This is a genomic window from Novosphingobium sp. HNCC26DJ243 (genome assembly GCF_057180545.1).
Genome location: NZ_JBXUGN010000007.1, coordinates 88,821 through 102,756 on the forward strand (window position 1 = coordinate 88,821; position 13,936 = coordinate 102,756).

At 63.6% G+C, this 13,936-nt stretch carries 22 protein-coding genes and 1 pseudogene; 8 read left to right on the forward strand and 15 right to left on the reverse strand.

What is annotated here, in order from left to right; all coding sequences use genetic code 11:
- Positions 1-64: 64 nt before the first annotated feature.
- The 7 genes from AC2A04_RS16740 to AC2A04_RS16770 all read right to left on the reverse strand — a co-directional run bounded on the left by AC2A04_RS16740 (position 65) and on the right by AC2A04_RS16770 (position 3,921).
- On the reverse strand, positions 65-328 hold the full coding sequence (locus tag AC2A04_RS16740; RefSeq protein WP_484213503.1) for an RES family NAD+ phosphorylase: 264 nt from the start codon (positions 326-328) through the stop codon (positions 65-67).
- Position 329: 1 nt separating this feature from the next.
- Positions 330-620, reverse strand: coding sequence for an RES family NAD+ phosphorylase (locus tag AC2A04_RS16745; protein WP_484213504.1), 291 nt, complete (start codon positions 618-620; stop codon positions 330-332).
- 18 nt (positions 621-638) lie between these two features.
- Positions 639-1,001, reverse strand: coding sequence for an XRE family transcriptional regulator (locus tag AC2A04_RS16750; RefSeq protein WP_484213505.1), 363 nt, complete (start codon positions 999-1,001; stop codon positions 639-641).
- A gap of 86 nt (positions 1,002-1,087) precedes the next feature.
- Positions 1,088-1,588, reverse strand: a complete 501-nt coding sequence (locus AC2A04_RS16755) for a Ros/MucR family transcriptional regulator (protein ID WP_484213506.1) — start codon at positions 1,586-1,588, stop codon at positions 1,088-1,090.
- A gap of 117 nt (positions 1,589-1,705) precedes the next feature.
- On the reverse strand, positions 1,706-2,263 hold the full coding sequence (locus AC2A04_RS16760; protein WP_484213507.1) for a hypothetical protein: 558 nt from the start codon (positions 2,261-2,263) through the stop codon (positions 1,706-1,708).
- Positions 2,264-2,764: 501 nt separating this feature from the next.
- Complete coding sequence (locus AC2A04_RS16765) at positions 2,765-3,100, reverse strand: single-stranded DNA-binding protein (RefSeq protein ID WP_484213508.1); 336 nt, start codon at positions 3,098-3,100, stop codon at positions 2,765-2,767.
- Between the two features lie 476 nt (positions 3,101-3,576).
- Entirely contained in the window at positions 3,577-3,921 is a 345-nt protein-coding gene (locus AC2A04_RS16770) for a thermonuclease family protein (protein ID WP_484213509.1), read from the reverse strand.
- Between the two features lie 257 nt (positions 3,922-4,178).
- Here AC2A04_RS16770 and AC2A04_RS16775 point away from each other — a divergent pair, with 257 nt between their 5' ends.
- The 4 genes from AC2A04_RS16775 to AC2A04_RS16790 all read left to right on the forward strand — a co-directional run bounded on the left by AC2A04_RS16775 (position 4,179) and on the right by AC2A04_RS16790 (position 6,986).
- Complete coding sequence (locus AC2A04_RS16775; RefSeq protein ID WP_484213510.1) at positions 4,179-4,415, forward strand: hypothetical protein; 237 nt, start codon at positions 4,179-4,181, stop codon at positions 4,413-4,415.
- Positions 4,412-4,996 (forward strand): YdeI/OmpD-associated family protein, encoded by a 585-nt coding sequence (locus AC2A04_RS16780; protein WP_484213511.1) that lies wholly within the window; start codon positions 4,412-4,414, stop codon positions 4,994-4,996. Before AC2A04_RS16775 ends, AC2A04_RS16780 begins: the two co-directional genes overlap by 4 nt.
- A 157-nt stretch (positions 4,997-5,153) precedes the next feature.
- On the forward strand, positions 5,154-6,380 hold the full coding sequence (locus AC2A04_RS16785) for a DUF1173 domain-containing protein (protein WP_484213512.1): 1,227 nt from the start codon (positions 5,154-5,156) through the stop codon (positions 6,378-6,380).
- 180 nt (positions 6,381-6,560) lie between these two features.
- The gene (locus AC2A04_RS16790) at positions 6,561-6,986 is read left to right on the forward strand and encodes a hypothetical protein (protein ID WP_484213513.1); all 426 of its coding nucleotides are present in this window, start codon (positions 6,561-6,563) and stop codon (positions 6,984-6,986) included.
- A 4-nt stretch (positions 6,987-6,990) separates the two neighbouring features.
- Here the strand turns inward: AC2A04_RS16790 and AC2A04_RS16795 are convergent, their stop codons facing one another.
- The 4 genes and pseudogenes from AC2A04_RS16795 to AC2A04_RS16810 all read right to left on the reverse strand — a co-directional run.
- Positions 6,991-7,503: a hypothetical protein gene (locus AC2A04_RS16795; RefSeq protein ID WP_484213514.1), complete on the reverse strand. Its 513-nt coding sequence runs from the start codon at positions 7,501-7,503 to the stop codon at positions 6,991-6,993.
- A gap of 44 nt (positions 7,504-7,547) precedes the next feature.
- Positions 7,548-7,883, reverse strand: a complete 336-nt coding sequence (locus AC2A04_RS16800) for a hypothetical protein (RefSeq protein ID WP_484213515.1) — start codon at positions 7,881-7,883, stop codon at positions 7,548-7,550.
- Positions 7,880-8,278, reverse strand: a complete 399-nt coding sequence (locus tag AC2A04_RS16805; protein ID WP_484213516.1) for a hypothetical protein — start codon at positions 8,276-8,278, stop codon at positions 7,880-7,882. The genes AC2A04_RS16800 and AC2A04_RS16805 overlap by 4 nt, the downstream gene beginning before the upstream one ends.
- A gap of 99 nt (positions 8,279-8,377) precedes the next feature.
- Positions 8,378-8,772, reverse strand: a pseudogene (locus AC2A04_RS16810) (SOS response-associated peptidase family protein); the annotation flags it as partial.
- Positions 8,773-8,858: 86 nt separating this feature from the next.
- Here AC2A04_RS16810 and AC2A04_RS16815 point away from each other — a divergent pair.
- Entirely contained in the window at positions 8,859-9,050 is a 192-nt protein-coding gene (locus AC2A04_RS16815) for a DUF6771 family protein (RefSeq protein ID WP_484213517.1), read from the forward strand.
- Positions 9,051-9,062: 12 nt separating this feature from the next.
- On the opposite strand, the gene AC2A04_RS16820 is transcribed toward AC2A04_RS16815, so the two are convergent.
- The gene (locus AC2A04_RS16820) at positions 9,063-9,404 is read right to left on the reverse strand and encodes a hypothetical protein (RefSeq protein WP_484213518.1); all 342 of its coding nucleotides are present in this window, start codon (positions 9,402-9,404) and stop codon (positions 9,063-9,065) included.
- Positions 9,405-9,574: 170 nt separating this feature from the next.
- Entirely contained in the window at positions 9,575-10,093 is a 519-nt protein-coding gene (locus tag AC2A04_RS16825; protein ID WP_484213519.1) for a DUF736 domain-containing protein, read from the reverse strand.
- 208 nt (positions 10,094-10,301) lie between these two features.
- Between AC2A04_RS16825 and AC2A04_RS16830 the strand changes: the two genes are divergently transcribed.
- The 3 genes from AC2A04_RS16830 to AC2A04_RS16840 all read left to right on the forward strand — a co-directional run bounded on the left by AC2A04_RS16830 (position 10,302) and on the right by AC2A04_RS16840 (position 12,704).
- Positions 10,302-10,763 (forward strand): hypothetical protein, encoded by a 462-nt coding sequence (locus tag AC2A04_RS16830; RefSeq protein WP_484213520.1) that lies wholly within the window; start codon positions 10,302-10,304, stop codon positions 10,761-10,763.
- A gap of 31 nt (positions 10,764-10,794) precedes the next feature.
- Positions 10,795-11,130, forward strand: a complete 336-nt coding sequence (locus tag AC2A04_RS16835; protein ID WP_484213521.1) for a hypothetical protein — start codon at positions 10,795-10,797, stop codon at positions 11,128-11,130.
- A gap of 494 nt (positions 11,131-11,624) precedes the next feature.
- The gene (locus AC2A04_RS16840) at positions 11,625-12,704 is read left to right on the forward strand and encodes an extracellular catalytic domain type 1 short-chain-length polyhydroxyalkanoate depolymerase (protein ID WP_484213522.1); all 1,080 of its coding nucleotides are present in this window, start codon (positions 11,625-11,627) and stop codon (positions 12,702-12,704) included.
- 590 nt (positions 12,705-13,294) lie between these two features.
- On the opposite strand, the gene AC2A04_RS16845 is transcribed toward AC2A04_RS16840, so the two are convergent.
- Together AC2A04_RS16845 and AC2A04_RS16850 are read right to left on the reverse strand one after the other, a co-directional pair.
- Complete coding sequence (locus AC2A04_RS16845; RefSeq protein WP_484213523.1) at positions 13,295-13,612, reverse strand: helix-turn-helix domain-containing protein; 318 nt, start codon at positions 13,610-13,612, stop codon at positions 13,295-13,297.
- Positions 13,596-13,928: a type II toxin-antitoxin system RelE/ParE family toxin gene (locus AC2A04_RS16850; protein WP_484213577.1), complete on the reverse strand. Its 333-nt coding sequence runs from the start codon at positions 13,926-13,928 to the stop codon at positions 13,596-13,598. Before AC2A04_RS16850 ends, AC2A04_RS16845 begins: the two co-directional genes overlap by 17 nt.
- Positions 13,929-13,936: the final 8 nt, after the last annotated feature.

A 13,936-nucleotide genomic window follows, 5' to 3' on the forward strand; every position in this document is an offset into this window, starting at 1 on the left:
GCGGCATGATGTGGCAAGATCGTCCGAATTGATAATATATCTTATGTTAAGTCATATCAATAACTTAGCCGGATTTTTCGCCATACTGCCATGATGATTGATCGCGCGGCAAGCGCTGTTCGTCATCAATCACCGCGAGCCGCTGCGGCGCTTCGCGGCTCCACGACCAAAGGACGAGGTTGCGGTCATCGGATGTCGCGCGCGAGGCAAAGCTCGGCACGATCAGGCCGGTGCAGCCACCGGCGATCAGCCGGTCGGCAAGCTCCCAGGTCGGAACGGCCTTGCGGTCGCCGGCTAGGCGCTCCCACGCACAGCCCAGCTCAGGCAAGCTAACCCCGGCGCGCGCGCGCGCGCGCAGCGGGGTCAGTCAGGTCGAGGATATCGCCAAGCTCGGCCCGGTAAGTGCAGATGGTCAGTGGCAGGGCCTTGAAGGCAAAGCCCTGCTGGGCTTCCAGCCAGGCGGTCTCGAGGCTCAGCGCCGCGTAGAAACAGCCTGAGCCGATCCGGTTGAAACGCCCACCGTGGAGCCTGGCGCCTTCGCCGGATTCAGGATCACAGGCCCAGGCCGGATGATGCGCGCGGTAGACGAGTCCGTTGAACCGGCTGAAAGTCAGCGTCATGCCCAGTCTGCCTGAAGATCAGGCAAATCCGCCGGCGGCAATCCTGCCGAGATAGGCGCGGACCTTTTCGCCCAGGCCTTGGCGCACGAGCTCTTCAGCCGTCGCGTCGCCAAATGATGGCAGCGGCTGCGAGCGGTACCAGGCATAGGCGGCCAGTTCGCTGCCCGCCCAGGGAATGACCCGGTTGATGATTTCACTCACCTCGCGCAGCCGGGCCTGGGTGACCACGCTGCCCGAGCGGGCCGCCTTGGAGACCGCATCGCGCGACAGTCCGGCCGCGAGTGCCAATTCGGACTTGGTGATGTGCAAGGCCGCCGACAGCCGATCGGGCGAAATGCCCTTCTCGCCGATGACTTTGCTCAGGAATGCCGCGCTTGCCATGTGCCCGACCATTTGCCGAATACTGAGGCAATAATGCGGCATCTGGCGAGAGATGTTAAGGTCGGGCCAAAGGCCGCGCCTCGGGCTCAGCTGAAGGTGACGCCCAGCTTCCTGCGTTTTTCCGCAGCCACCTCGTCCTCGGGCTGAGCCTCGGGTGCAACTTGGGAAGCGGCTTTGGCCTTGCCCTTTGGACTCTGCCCCGGTTTGCGGCCCAGACTGAACGTGAACGCAAGTTCCTTGCGCTTTGCAGCATAGTCGGGCGCGACCATCGGGTAATCTGCTGGCAGGCTCCAGCGCGACCGATACTCCGCTGGTGTAAGACCATGCTCGGTACGGAGATGACGCTTGAGCAATTTCTTCTTCACGCCGCATTCAAGGCAGATAAGAGTGCCAGGCCTGACAGATGCGCGCACCGAGACGGATGGCTTGCGTTCTTCCGTTGTGGGCGCCGGTTCTTGTCCAAGCACGACAAGCGAATCGAAGACCGCCTGAATCAGGCCGGGCAGGTCGGCGGCGGCAACTGCATTGTAACTGACATGGGCAGACACGATGTCAGCAACAATTTCTAGCAATGCTTCGTTTTCCATGCTGGCGAGACCCCTTCCATTCCACGATCGGAGGTTTTCTAGGCGATCGTTCGTCTTCACGCCAGTGGGGCGCCGCCGAAGCGCGCGTCAGACAACGATTGGCGCTTGACGAAGGGTTCAGGCCGCGAAGAGTTCACCCTGGCCATTGGCCGGACCATGATCCTTTCGCTGCACCGACGCAGGTTTGCGAAGCAGCGCAAGGACGGGCTGCTTGACCACGTAGACCGCATGGCGTCCACCCCCGCGGTTCCTGTGATTGGTCGCGTAGCCTGCATAATGTCGGGTCATCAATCCGGCGCGCACCAGATCGGAAATCGCACGGCTGACGTTGGCTCGGCCGACCGCCTGGACCTGCTCCTCGACCGCCGCGTCGATGCGCGGCGCGTCGTGTTCGGCATCGCCGGTGAGTTCGTCCTTGAGCGCTGCGGCCACGCGCGCGCGCAACGCGGCGCGACGTGCGCGCTGTTCGCTCATCGGCAAGAGCTGCGAGCAGAGCCACTCGCGCAGGAGCACGGGCACACCGCCTTGCGCGATGAACGGACCGGCCTGCCCTCGTCCATCGGCCGCCTCGGCAACCAGCTGGAGGACGAGGAAGGCGTAGCGCGGCCGGTTCGATGTCTCGACCAGGACCGCGTAGATCCCGCCGATACCGGTGATTTCGTGGGCTCGTTCCATCGAGCAGTATTGAGCACAAAAGGTGAATCCTGTGAATCCCCTTTGTGCCCTGCCATGTCGTTTGTCGCCCGTGACACTTCGCCCGGAGCCCCCCACGTGACTTGTGCGGCCAAGTGTACGGCCCTTCCCCCGCGACCGCTTCAGCCATCGTGATGGCATGAGCGATGGTCTGCCCTCCGGACATGTCACGCGCACAGCGCAACATGACATTCCGCCCGAGGGCAGAGTGTCACAGATGCCATGCCCGAAGGGGCGCAAGCCATCGATCCGGAAGGCAAAAAAATAGGGCCAGCGTGAGCCGGCCCCTTGGAAAGTTTTGGGAGAGGATGCCTGAAAGGCACTGTTCATATGGGTCCAGGATTCTCATGCTGCAAGTGCGAAAGAGACGCGACGCGTTGCCTTTTTCGCAACCGGTGTTTCGCTCGCCGCACTGAGTACATGAGCAATTGCGAGATCAGCCCTGGCCCAGCGGGAGGCGGCGCTGCCGCCTCCCGCCTCGGATCAGAGGAAGAGGACTTCCTCGGAGACGATCTCGACCGCGTAGCGCTCGACGCCCTCCCGGTCGGTCCACTTCGAGTAGTGGAGGCGGCCCTGGACCTCGACCAGCTCGCCCTTCTTCTTGTGCTTGGCGACCGACGTGCCAAGGCCGTTGAAGGCGGTGATGCGGTGGAACTCGGGGATTGTCTCGGTGTAGCCCGCCTCGTTCTTGACCGTCTTGCCGCCGGTCAGCTTGGGGCGGTCGGTGACGAGGGTGAAAGAGGTGATGGCGGTCTCGCCAGCGTGGCGGGTTTCGGGGGCGGACGCGATGCGGCCGATCAGGATGACGAGGTTCTTCATGGGTGTTCTCCGGTCTTGAATTCGGCGGAACCGCCCGCCGATGAACACCACAGGCAGGGCCAAAGGCCCGGGCCCGCACCGAGTGCCAAGAATCACGCAGGCGTGAGGGAAACCCAAAAGCGAGGAGTGGTGCGGCAAGCCCGCAGGGCTTCACGGTTCGCTGCTTTTGGGTTGCGGCCAGGGACTGGCGCTGCAGGGTTCATCGGCAAACGAAGGGCGGTTTCGTCAATTCATGCCGGAATTGAGCAAGACCCAGGACTCGTCAGCCTTGGTCGCTTGTCAGCCCCGCCCCGGATCTGCCGCGCGGCGCATGCGCGCCCCGCCCTCACCGGCACCGCCCGCCCCGCCCGGCGGGAACGTCAGAATGTGGTGCGCCGACCCCAGCTCCATCCGCCGACACCGCCGCAGGCCTTGGCACCGGACCTGCGAAAGTCAGTGCGTCCGAGTTCCGCGCAGCCGCCCACTGCAGTGGACTCTCAGCGCCAGGGTTTGGCGAGACCTTGGGCGATCAGATAGTCACCGGCATCAACGCCGCCCACCGAGACGGTGGCCAGCGTCCGCCCATAGGGATCGGTCCCGAGCGGCTCGATCATCACGCGGCCCCGCGACAGCAGCCGGACCAGCGCCGCCCGCGAGGCCTCGCCCGCACGATAATCGCACCATGCGTAGGACGCTCGGCGGTCATGGCACTTGGGACTGTCGGGCAGTTCGGGGGCATCGATGTTGGCAATGCGTACCCTCTCGCGGCCGCAGCGGATGGTGTCGCCGTCGTGGACGGTTGGAGAAAGACACAGGACGGCGGCGGCAAGAAGGACGGGCATGTCCGCCAGCCTAGCGCCCCTTGTCCTTCGCGCCAATGGCCCTGATCGTCACCCGCAGGGCCGGCATCCATGCCGGCGAGCTTGGGTGGGCGGCGGTGCGACAGCGCCGACGCGCGCCAGCCAAGTAGAGCGGGTTGCCCCTTCCCTGCCGCGCCCTCGCCAACCCGCCCGAAGCCCGGTATCACCGCCATCGCAGATATCTTCCGGGACCCGCTGCCGCAGGCAGGGCCGTGTTCAATCCCCAAGGAGGAGACCCGATGGTTGATCATTCAGACATGCCAAGCGCTCTGCAGGTGGCACAGGCCGTGTCGGCAGTTCTGGGCAAGAAGCTCGCCAATCAAAGCGCCAGTGAGATCGTCCTGACCAGCGAGGAAGCAGCCCTGTGCCTCGGTCTTGCCGAGGGCGTGGCCGAGAACCTGGCACAAGGTGAGCCGAAGGCGGTCCAGCGTTGCCCTAGCCGTGAGTGCCCGGGGCCGCTAGGCTCGCGGCGATGACCGAAATGCGCGCAAACTTGCCGATCCTGCTGTTCGCGGCCCAAGCCGCATTCGAGGAATGGCTGGGGCAGCAGCAGGAGGGAGCCGCCGGAGCGTGGCTGCGCATGGCGAAGAAGGGGGCTGCAATTGCCAGCCTGAGCAAGGCGGAAGCGATCGATGCCGCGCTCTGCCACGGGTGGATCGACGGCCAGCTCGATAAATACGATGCGGAGAGCTGGCTGATCCGCTTCACGCCGCGCGGGGGCCGCAGCAAGTGGTCCGAGGTCAACCGCACCCGGGCCGAGGAGCTCATCGCTGCAGGGCGCATGCGCCCGCGCGGGCTTGCGGAAGTAGAGCGCGTAAAAGCCGACGGCCGCTGGGCGGCGGCCTATGCTCCGGCGAGCACCGCAAAGGTTCCCGAGGATCTGGCCGAAGCGCTTGCTCGCAACCCCAAGGCAGTGGCGTTCTTCGCCACGCTGACGGGCGCTAACCGCTATGCGGTGCTTTACCGCATCGGTGCGGTCAAACGGGCCGAGACCCGCGCGCGCAAGATCGCCGCGTTCGTCGCCATGCTCGAACGCGGCGAGACCCTGCACGGCTGATCCGGGCAGGCAGCAGCACCGGTGCACGCCATCTTGCCGGAGGCGCACACCCGGCATAGACTGACCCCAGCGAGCCCATGCGGGGCCCGCGAAACCTGAAGGAGATGCGCGAGAGGTCGAACGGGCAGCGTCGATCGCGAGAAATTGGAGATACCCAATGATCCAGCGATACCGTGTGCTCGGCCGCAGCGTGGCCGAAGGCGATGATCTTCAGCAGCTGCTCGCCAAAGCCTACGCGCAAAAGGCCCAGGTCCTGTGCGAATGCCGCAAGGGGACCGACTTGCCGCTCTACATTTCGCACCGCAATGACCGCTATGTGCTGGCGCGCTGGCCGGGCTCGGGCGCGCGCCATGCGACAGCCTGCGATCACTACGAGGCGCCTGACTACCTGACCGGCATGGGCCAGGTGCGCGGCAGCGCGATCCTCGACGATGAGACGAGTGGTGAGACCGCGCTCAAGCTCGGCTTCCCACTGTCGCGTGGGTCAGCCCGGCTCGCGCCGGCAGCGCTGACCAACGACAAGCCGACGGTGAAGTCATCGGGACAGAAGCTGTCGATGCGCGGGCTGCTCCACGTCCTGTGGGACCGGGCCGAACTCACGCACTGGCATCCCAAGATGGCAGGCAAGCGCAGCTGGTTCGTGGTGCGCCGCGCGCTGCTCGAGGCGGCGGCCTCGTGCCGGGCCAAGCAGGAAGCCCTGCCCCACGTGCTGTTCGTGCCCGAGAGCTTTAAGCTGGAAGAGAAGGAGGACATTCGCGCCCGCCGCCGCGCCGCGCTGGAACGGGTCTACCGCTCGCGCGACGAGATGATGGTGGTGGTCGGCGAGATCAAGGAGATCGTGGCCGCCCACGGCGCGGAGCGGATCGTCCTGCGCCATGTCGGCGACATGCCCTTCGTGATGGACCCGGACATGGCCCGCCGTTTCCACAAGCGCTTCGCGGGCGAACTCGCGCTGTGGCAGGCGCAGCACGGCGGCAAGGGCGAGCAGGATCACCTCGTGATCGCGGGCTCGTTCGCGCGGCGGCGCGAAGGCACCTTCGATCTGATCGAGGTCGCATTGATGCCGGTCACGCCTGAATGGCTGCCCTACGAGACCAGTGACGAGCGCTACCTCATTGCCAAGGCGGTCGCCGAGAAGCGCCGTTTCGTGAAGGGCCTGCGCGTCAATCTCGACGCCGACACCCCAATCGCGAGCCTGGTGCTCAAGGACACCGGCGAGGATGCCTGCGCGGTCCATATCCACGACCGCGACAATGAGGTGGCCGAACCGCTCGAAGCGCTGCTTTCTGGGCAAGGCGTCGCGCACCAGTTCTGGAAGGAAGGCGAGCCGCTCCCGGCCCGCGTCACGCGGCCACGACGCTGGGAAGCGCAGGTCGCTGCCTGAAACCGGCTCAGTCTTCCGGACGGGGCAGCGGCCGGGTGGGCAGGAGATCGAGCCGGCGCGGCGTCGGCACAGCCGCGCGCAACGCTTCGAGGCGCGCAGGCACCTCATCGGGATTCTGGGTAATCTCGATCCGCTGAAGCGAAACGATCGTCCAGACCGCCAGTTCGGCCGGTCGGTCACGTGGACCGAGTAGGCGATCGGCAGCTTCTCGGGGTAAAGCCAGAGCAGCAGCACCGGGAGCGCCGCGAGATTGGGGCGGCCGTCCACGCCCAAAAGCGTGAGCACGCCGGAATCGCGATCATAACGGCAGGTGACCCCAAGCGGTTCGGGATGGCCGACGAGGCCGACGATGGTCGGCTTCGCGTTGGCGCCGAACACCGCATCGATTTCGCCCGGCGGGAGCGCATCAGGGTCCGCCGCAAGGTCGGCGAGGAACAGTTCGACGGCGGCGAAGCGCGCAGCCTCGTCCGGGTTACAGGCAAATTCGAGGGAGAGCGTACGAGACGACATGTTCGAGGCTTTCGCTTGGCATCGCGCAGCGCCGCTGCCCCCATGCGTCATGACGCCGGGCCACAGGTAAGAACGACGCAAATGCTCAGGGGTTGAAGGATCAGAGGACGAGGTGGCGCTCGACGTGGGCGCGCTCGCGGCTCCGCTGGAGATTGAAGACGGGGACGCCGTATGTCGCAGCGATGCGCAGCGCCTGGCCGGTGCCGCCCGCGGCGTCGCCGTCGGCGGTCCAGCAGAGCACGAATTCCGAAGGGCTATCGAGTGAAGGCCCGAGCACCTGGAATACGTTGCGCGTGTGAAGCGCCTGGACGAAGGCCGAGAGCCCCACGAACGCGGGATGATGCGCAGCAGCAATGTCGCGCGCCCTGCCCCAGAGTTCGGCGCCGAGCGCCTCGGGATGCAGGGAACTCGCCGAGCCGCGCCAGCCCTCCGCAGGCAGGAAGATTTGCGCGTCGCGGCCAGCCCCGCGTTCGAACGAGCTGTCGGCGCCGATCGCGTGGCCCGAGCGCAGGACATAGCCGCGCTTGGTGAGCGCAAAGGCGGCGCGGGTCATCAGACTGAGCACTTCGGGCGGCGTGGCGCGCGCGCCGATCCCGGAATAGTAGCGAAGCATGGCTGGTCTCCCCAGTGGAACACCGGCTCCAAGCCCCCTCCCCTTCAATGGCCGTCGGCATCGTCCGGATACCCGTCCAGCACCGGCGGGTCGGAATGCGCCGTCTCGAACGAGAGAATCGCCGCGTCGGTGATCCAGGTGGCGGGATCGCGCAGCGCCACATAGGCCCCGTAGAAACGGCCACCGCGCTCGACGAATTGGGCATGGACATCCTCGGCCACGGCTTCGCTGACCAGAAACCCGGTCATGCCGTGGATATGGACCGGCGGCAGGACGCCGAGCATATCGTCGTGGAAGGCTTCACTCACCCGCGACAACGGGAAGCGGGCCAGCAGTGCGGCGCGCGTATCGGCGCCTCCCGCGTAGCGGCTGTGTGTCATGGCTGGCTTCCTTCCAGCAGGACGAACGGCGGGATGGTCAGCTCGGCGCGGGCCAACGCGCGCTTCAGATCGCGCAGGCGGGTGAAGCTCTTGATCCACGACGGCGGGAACAGGACGATCTCGGGCAGGAATGCGCCGAAGCATCCGCCAGACCAGCGGCGGAACGGCAGGCCGTGCTCGCAGCAGAAGGCATCGATCTCGGGGATCTGGCCGCCATTGAGCTCGGTGCCGTAGAGTTCGAGCGGCTCACCAGCGACGAGCGCTTCGGGATCGAACGGCTCGCCATCCCAGTCGGTGCGCAGGTCATAGTCAGCCGCATGCGCGGCGAAGGTGGCAAGGTGTTCGTGCGGCAAGGCGCCGCCGATGGTGATGTGACCGGAAGCGCGGTCGCCCATGGGCCAGGTCCTTTTGCAGGTATCGTTGATCCGACCCCCGCTCAAGTCCCCCTCCCCTCGAAGTCATCTGCGGCGGGCGGCCCAGCGCTCGGAGGTGCGGTCGACCATCACCATCGAATAGGCTTGGCCCCGTTCCCGGTCGGCCGCCAACGAATACCAGGTGCGGGTCATCGCGCCTTTCGCGCCTTCGGTCTCGGCCCATGCGGTGACCGGGATCAGGCAGCGACGGCGCTCGAAGCTTGCACGCCAGAAGGCGGTGCCGAGCTTGTCCTCGCGCGCGATGTTGACGGGCTTGGGCTTCAGTGGCTCACCGCTCTTGCCCTTGAGAACGAGCGGAAGCCCCAGGATATCACGCGGACTTCGCTCTCGGCGACGACCAGCCCGGGATAGCCGGGATAGACTTCGGCAGCGAAGTTCGCGCCTTACCCTGCCCGCGCGCCGAACAGCCGGGCGATTTCAGCAGGCCCCTTGGTCATGTGGGATAAGTTGCACATGACCCGATGCTCGGTTGGACGGGTGCCCGTGTCAATCTGGCAGGGGCGCTCTTGTAAATATGTTTTCTCTACGTTCCATAATCGCCATGGATCGAATCGATACGTCCGCGGTCGCGCATGCGATCCTCGCTGCCCGGGGCTGGGCGCGCGTCGGCATCACTGCGCCGAGCTCTTGCCTGCGCGAGGATGCCGCGCTCGAACTGGCGCGCGTGATCGCCGATGCGGTGGACGCACCAGCACCCGTCCCCTCGCCCGAGCAATCCTCGCTGCCGCTCTGACCTCAGGCCCGCTTAGGCGGCCGGCTGCGGCAGCAACGCTTCGATCTGGGGATCGAGCGGAAACCCCAAACGTCTGGCGATCTCGGCGGCGTGTTCGAAGTCGTCCGAACTGACGTGTAACGAACGGGCGAGATCTGCGAGCGTCTCGGCGCCGCGCGATGCGGACAGCGTATGAAGATGGCCATGCGCCTGCGTCACGACAAACGGCGTGGGGCTGGCGACGCCCACCACCTTCTCAGGCAGCACGATAAGGGTGTCGCCGGTGCGGATGTCGCACTGGGTGGCGTCGTAGGCATTGCCGGTGCTTTCAAAGGCGTGATGGCGCCGGGTGGTGAAAGCGAAGCGTTCGCTCATCGTCAGCAGTCTGGTCTCCGGATTTCCCCATGCAAATAAGGAGGCGGAACGCCGGGCGGGGGGCAATGCCGGCGTTCCGCCTCAGGCCGCGCGGGGGGCTCATCCGCGGCCTTTGCTCGGGTTGCGGGGACCCGCTTGGGGTCCCCGCCGGTTGGAGTCGGGATTGCCGATCAGGCGTCGACGAGGGGCGGCAGCGCGCCATCTTGTTCGGCGCCGTCCTTGGCGTTGGCGCGGCCACGCTTGGCGGGCGGGGTCGCGGTGCTGTCACCCAGACCATCACCAGCATCTTCGGTGCTGCGATCACCGCCGGCGTCGTCGGCCGGAAACATGTCGCTCTCGCCGTATTCGGCCGAACCGAGCTGAGTGTTGCGGCGGCGCGGACGCTGCCAGGCGATCGCCATGGTGCCATCCTCGCGCGGGAACGCGGCGATGTAGAGCGGCTGCGCCATCGACGGATCGTCGATCTTGCCCTGGTAGAAGCTCTCGCCGGTCGTGTTCGAAGAGAGTTCGAAGAGCGCGCCGACGATCACCCAGCGGCGCTGGTCGTTGAGCGCGACGATTTCGAACTTGGGTGCGCGGGGGTTGCTGGAGGTCACCGGCCGCAGGCCGATAGTGCGGGTGATGGTGAGCGTTTCGACAGAGCCGATCAGCTGGCCGTTGGCGTTCTTGCGGATTTCACCGATGTTCATGGACTTGTCTCCTAGGTGGATCGATTGCGACCGAACCCCTTGTCCGGTCACTCTCTTCCCACCCCCCTTCCCTCCCGGCCGTCAGGCCGAAGCTGCGGGCTTTGCCCGCAGGGGGAGATTTATCCCATGCTGCGCGGTGCTTGCGGAATGCGAAGCGGGACTTGGATGCCATTGCAGGCGGTCTATCCCGCCACTCTGCCTATTTGGGATGGCTGTGCGCAAACCGGACTTCTTTCAGCCCAGCCAGCGCAATTGCTTTGGTAGTTCAAGTCCAACGATAGGCATGATGAGGTTGGCGACAGAAATTTGGCTTCGCAGGATCGGGCGGTCGCAGAGTAACCAGACACGCAGATTGGAAATGAATATGGCATTTAACGAAGCTGCGAATCTGGGATCTGCGATCAAATATGCGGCATCAAACTCGAAATCCGTTCTCGTCGAGGCGACAGCGCAGACACGCGACGACGGATCCACACCAGTTGTAATATTGAGTTCCGATGACGCGGTCAGAGTGATCCGTGCCCATGCGCCGCGGATAATCTATCTTGTTGAGCAGGCTTTCGACCTAGCCGGTGAGATTGAAGCTGCGCGGGATGAGATGGACGACATGGGCGTCGAACGTTCGCCTGACCTATTGAAGGCAACCCAGCGAAAGTTTTGCTCCCCATGACGGGCAAACTGGTGCGACAATTGCGAGCTTCATGATTGATGGCGTGCTTCATACAGCGGTCTCTACCGCGACTTGGCACGACGAATTCGGTGACGCCGTCGAGGCTATTCTTGAAGAGTCCCGCGAAGGCGCCAGTGCTGGGCAGGTCTCGAAAAGTTCCGAAAAAGCGAAGGCGAGCGAAAGCAGGGCGTTGGTCCTGGTAAAGCACCCATCGTTCAACCATGGGCGTGTTTCGTTCGACAAACGCATGGCGCTGGCCGAAACACTCTTTCAGGATTGCGACCCCCACATGCTTTCAGAAATTAGGCGGCGGGCGGAGAACCTGTTCTGGCTGGAACAATCTGGCGTCAAGCCTGATGGCATCTGATCAGGGCTGACCGATAGGAGTGGCTATGCCCGTGAACGAGATGAATGTAACCCTACGTAATTTTTACGATATAGCTAAGTTTATGATATCGTTGATATTGATGCCGTGAAGCATGTGAAAATCATTGCATCGCAGGATCCCCCGAATTTCTTGCCACCCAAGTCCAGTGGGATAAGTACATGGTGAGGCCCGTGCTCGGGGAGATCGAGGTTTGCAGTCCCGAACACAAGCGCCTCGAACTGCTTTTCCGGTCGGTCCGGGTAAATACGGCCACGAATGGACAAAACTGAACGGCTTGCCGGCAAGCTGGAAACCTTGCTTCTTCGAAGCTGGATCGGCAAATTTTTAACAGATATGGCCCAGATGCGCCCTTTCATCAAAGCATCGAAGCGCTGACATGACGTCATCTCCATTGCACTGCGGGATCAATGCTGCACTGCACACGTTCTGATGTGTAACCGGGCACCGATTTGCTGCCCGGGCTGGATTTTGACATGAAGAATCCGTTCGCCGCGATCAAAAAGGCATCGCGCTTATCGCAAAAGGGTCAGCCGCTCGCGGCTATGGTCACTCTTCAGCGCGCACTAATTTCGCCCCCTAAACCCAAGCGCAAGCGAGCCAATGCCAAGCGCAGACAGGCCAAGCCAGTAAGCGATGGAGCCGGGGCCTACCCTGCGCGGCCGCCGCGGCAAGCTCCGGGGTCTTTCATTACTGGCCGTCATGATGGCGGGTACGGGGCGATTGCGTACAGGCTCTATACCCCGACAGGCTCGGAAAACCGCAGGCTGCCACTGGTGGTCATGCTCCATGGCTGCACCCAATCAGCGACTGATTTTGCGACGGGGACCGGAATGAATGCATTGGCGGATGAACTCGGCTTTCTGGTGCTTTACCCCGAGCAGTCTCCTGCCGTGAACTTCAACCGCTGCTGGAACTGGCACCGACCTGAGAACCAGCGGCGCGGAAGCGGTGAACCGGGAGCCATCGCTGCGCTTACACTACATGTCACCCGTGCGTGCCGGGCCAATCGCACTCGGATCTACATCGCTGGTATCTCGGCTGGCGGAACCGCCGCCGCCATCACGGCCGCCGCCTATCCAGATATTTACGCTGCAGTGGGCATACACTCTGCCGTCGCCAGCGGCAAAGTCAGGACGCTTCACGGCGCTCTTTTGGCAATGCAAAAAGGCGGCGTCCAGGCGATCGGAAGCAAAGCAGCCCGAGCGTTGCCGACAATCGTTTTTCATGGTGACCGCGACAGGGTTGTCCACGTCAGCAATTCGAACGCATTTGTTGGCGCGTTTGCCGGATCGACGAACCGGCCGATCACAGGTCAGCTGCGCCGCGGGCGATCGCACGGAGGACGGGATTTCACTCGTACTCTCTACCAATCAACCGCTGGCCAGGCCTCTTGCGAGAACTGGACAGTCCATGGCGGTGGTCATGCGTGGTCTGGAGGCAAGCGAGCAGGTTCAAATACCGATCCTGCGGGCCCGGACGCATCGCGCGAAATCGTATGCTTTTTTCTGTCACACCGTTTGCAATCGGATGGCAAAAAAAATGTCCGCACTTGATGGATGTTCGCATCTACAGACCCTCCGATAGGTTCTTTCTTTGCCATGCAACGGACAACCTGGCTCCCTTGTTTGAAAAGCACAGACCATTGCCTTCGATACGTACCTGGAGCCTATCCAGATCGTGCAGTATCGATAGCGCGGTCGCGCGATATAAAAGGCTGAGATTGGCCTCGGTGAGACTTTCATGGAGCAGCGAGAAGGCGCGCGCGGCGTAGCGTGCGAGGTAATAGTAGGAAGCCACCGACAGGCGACGGAAGGTGCTTCCGGGACTCCCCTCCTCGCTCGATTGCCCCTTCGATCCCCGAGGCTGCATGCTCGGTTCGCCATCTTGTGGTGGTCCAACCAGCGCAACTTGCAGACATCAATTTCATAGCAGTGAATTCGGTGACAGTGCTGGTCGCGAGAACCTCGCCGGGATCGCCAGATCGTGACTTGGTACCTTGAGGAAGGTTGGAGGAACGCACAGCGGATCGCTAGACACCGACAATTGGGGAGCCAACTTACCCGACCAGCTCGGTCAGTTGGAATGGCAGCTTACCGCGTTGCCATATCAGGACCTGACTTTCAGGAATGTCCAACGAAGCTGACTATGCGATTGCTTCCAATCCCTTGTGCTGAACAATCGACAGCAGCCGCAGAGCTGGCCCGCCGGGTCGCTTCTTGCCCCGTTCCCAATCGGAGACAAGATTTTTCGACACGTTGAGATAGCGCGCGAACACTGGCTGCGAGACATGCTCAGCCTCGCGGATCGCCTTGATCTCCTCTGGCTGAAGTGGCGTGGCTGGAACAAGGCAAGCCTCGTCGAACTGGCGAAGGGTGCGCTTGTCGACGGCCCCACCTTCGTGGAGCCCTTCGATCATCTCATGAACGGCAGCAAGCGCCTCGCTCTTATAGGTCCTGGGCATCGTCATTCACCTCGAACAATCTCTCTTCGCGCACTTCGGTATCGATCTGCGCCTGCGTCAGTGCGAGCACGATCTTGGCGGCCTGCTTGTAGACCTTGAGCTCAGCCGCGCTGAGGTTGGCCTTGTCGCTCTTGGCAAAGCCAAAGGCGAAAATGGCCCGCTCCTCGTGACGAAAGAAGACCAGTGTGCGGTAACCGCCAGACTTGCCTCCGCCTTCTCGCGCGACTAGCTGCTTGATCAGGCCACTACCGAGGTCGGCGTCGATCAGACCACGATTGGCCAGATCGATGGCCGCGACAAGCGCCGCATCGCTGATCCCTTCCC

What these genes read in the sequence shown, in the direction of transcription:
- AC2A04_RS16805 (WP_484213516.1), bottom strand. Translation starts at nt 8,278, where the DNA reads ATGGGCGACCGCGCTTCCGGTCACATCACCATCGGCGGCGCCTTGCCG.
- AC2A04_RS16745 (WP_484213504.1), bottom strand. Translation starts at nt 620, where the DNA reads ATGACGCTGACTTTCAGCCGGTTCAACGGACTCGTCTACCGCGCGCAT.
- AC2A04_RS16825 (WP_484213519.1), bottom strand. Translation starts at nt 10,093, where the DNA reads ATGAACATCGGTGAAATCCGCAAGAACGCCAACGGCCAGCTGATCGGC.
- AC2A04_RS16795 (WP_484213514.1), bottom strand. Translation starts at nt 7,503, where the DNA reads ATGCTTCGCTACTATTCCGGGATCGGCGCGCGCGCCACGCCGCCCGAA.
- AC2A04_RS16800 (WP_484213515.1), bottom strand. Translation starts at nt 7,883, where the DNA reads ATGACACACAGCCGCTACGCGGGAGGCGCCGATACGCGCGCCGCACTG.
- AC2A04_RS16785 (WP_484213512.1), top strand. Translation starts at nt 5,154, where the DNA reads ATGATCCAGCGATACCGTGTGCTCGGCCGCAGCGTGGCCGAAGGCGAT.
- AC2A04_RS16760 (WP_484213507.1), bottom strand. Translation starts at nt 2,263, where the DNA reads ATGGAACGAGCCCACGAAATCACCGGTATCGGCGGGATCTACGCGGTC.
- AC2A04_RS16840 (WP_484213522.1), top strand. Translation starts at nt 11,625, where the DNA reads ATGAAGAATCCGTTCGCCGCGATCAAAAAGGCATCGCGCTTATCGCAA.
- AC2A04_RS16780 (WP_484213511.1), top strand. Translation starts at nt 4,412, where the DNA reads ATGACCGAAATGCGCGCAAACTTGCCGATCCTGCTGTTCGCGGCCCAA.
- AC2A04_RS16755 (WP_484213506.1), bottom strand. Translation starts at nt 1,588, where the DNA reads ATGGAAAACGAAGCATTGCTAGAAATTGTTGCTGACATCGTGTCTGCC.
- AC2A04_RS16815 (WP_484213517.1), top strand. Translation starts at nt 8,859, where the DNA reads ATGGATCGAATCGATACGTCCGCGGTCGCGCATGCGATCCTCGCTGCC.
- AC2A04_RS16765 (WP_484213508.1), bottom strand. Translation starts at nt 3,100, where the DNA reads ATGAAGAACCTCGTCATCCTGATCGGCCGCATCGCGTCCGCCCCCGAA.
- AC2A04_RS16750 (WP_484213505.1), bottom strand. Translation starts at nt 1,001, where the DNA reads ATGGCAAGCGCGGCATTCCTGAGCAAAGTCATCGGCGAGAAGGGCATT.
- AC2A04_RS16835 (WP_484213521.1), top strand. Translation starts at nt 10,795, where the DNA reads ATGATTGATGGCGTGCTTCATACAGCGGTCTCTACCGCGACTTGGCAC.
- AC2A04_RS16775 (WP_484213510.1), top strand. Translation starts at nt 4,179, where the DNA reads ATGGTTGATCATTCAGACATGCCAAGCGCTCTGCAGGTGGCACAGGCC.
- AC2A04_RS16830 (WP_484213520.1), top strand. Translation starts at nt 10,302, where the DNA reads ATGGCTGTGCGCAAACCGGACTTCTTTCAGCCCAGCCAGCGCAATTGC.
- AC2A04_RS16845 (WP_484213523.1), bottom strand. Translation starts at nt 13,612, where the DNA reads ATGCCCAGGACCTATAAGAGCGAGGCGCTTGCTGCCGTTCATGAGATG.
- AC2A04_RS16820 (WP_484213518.1), bottom strand. Translation starts at nt 9,404, where the DNA reads ATGAGCGAACGCTTCGCTTTCACCACCCGGCGCCATCACGCCTTTGAA.
- AC2A04_RS16770 (WP_484213509.1), bottom strand. Translation starts at nt 3,921, where the DNA reads ATGCCCGTCCTTCTTGCCGCCGCCGTCCTGTGTCTTTCTCCAACCGTC.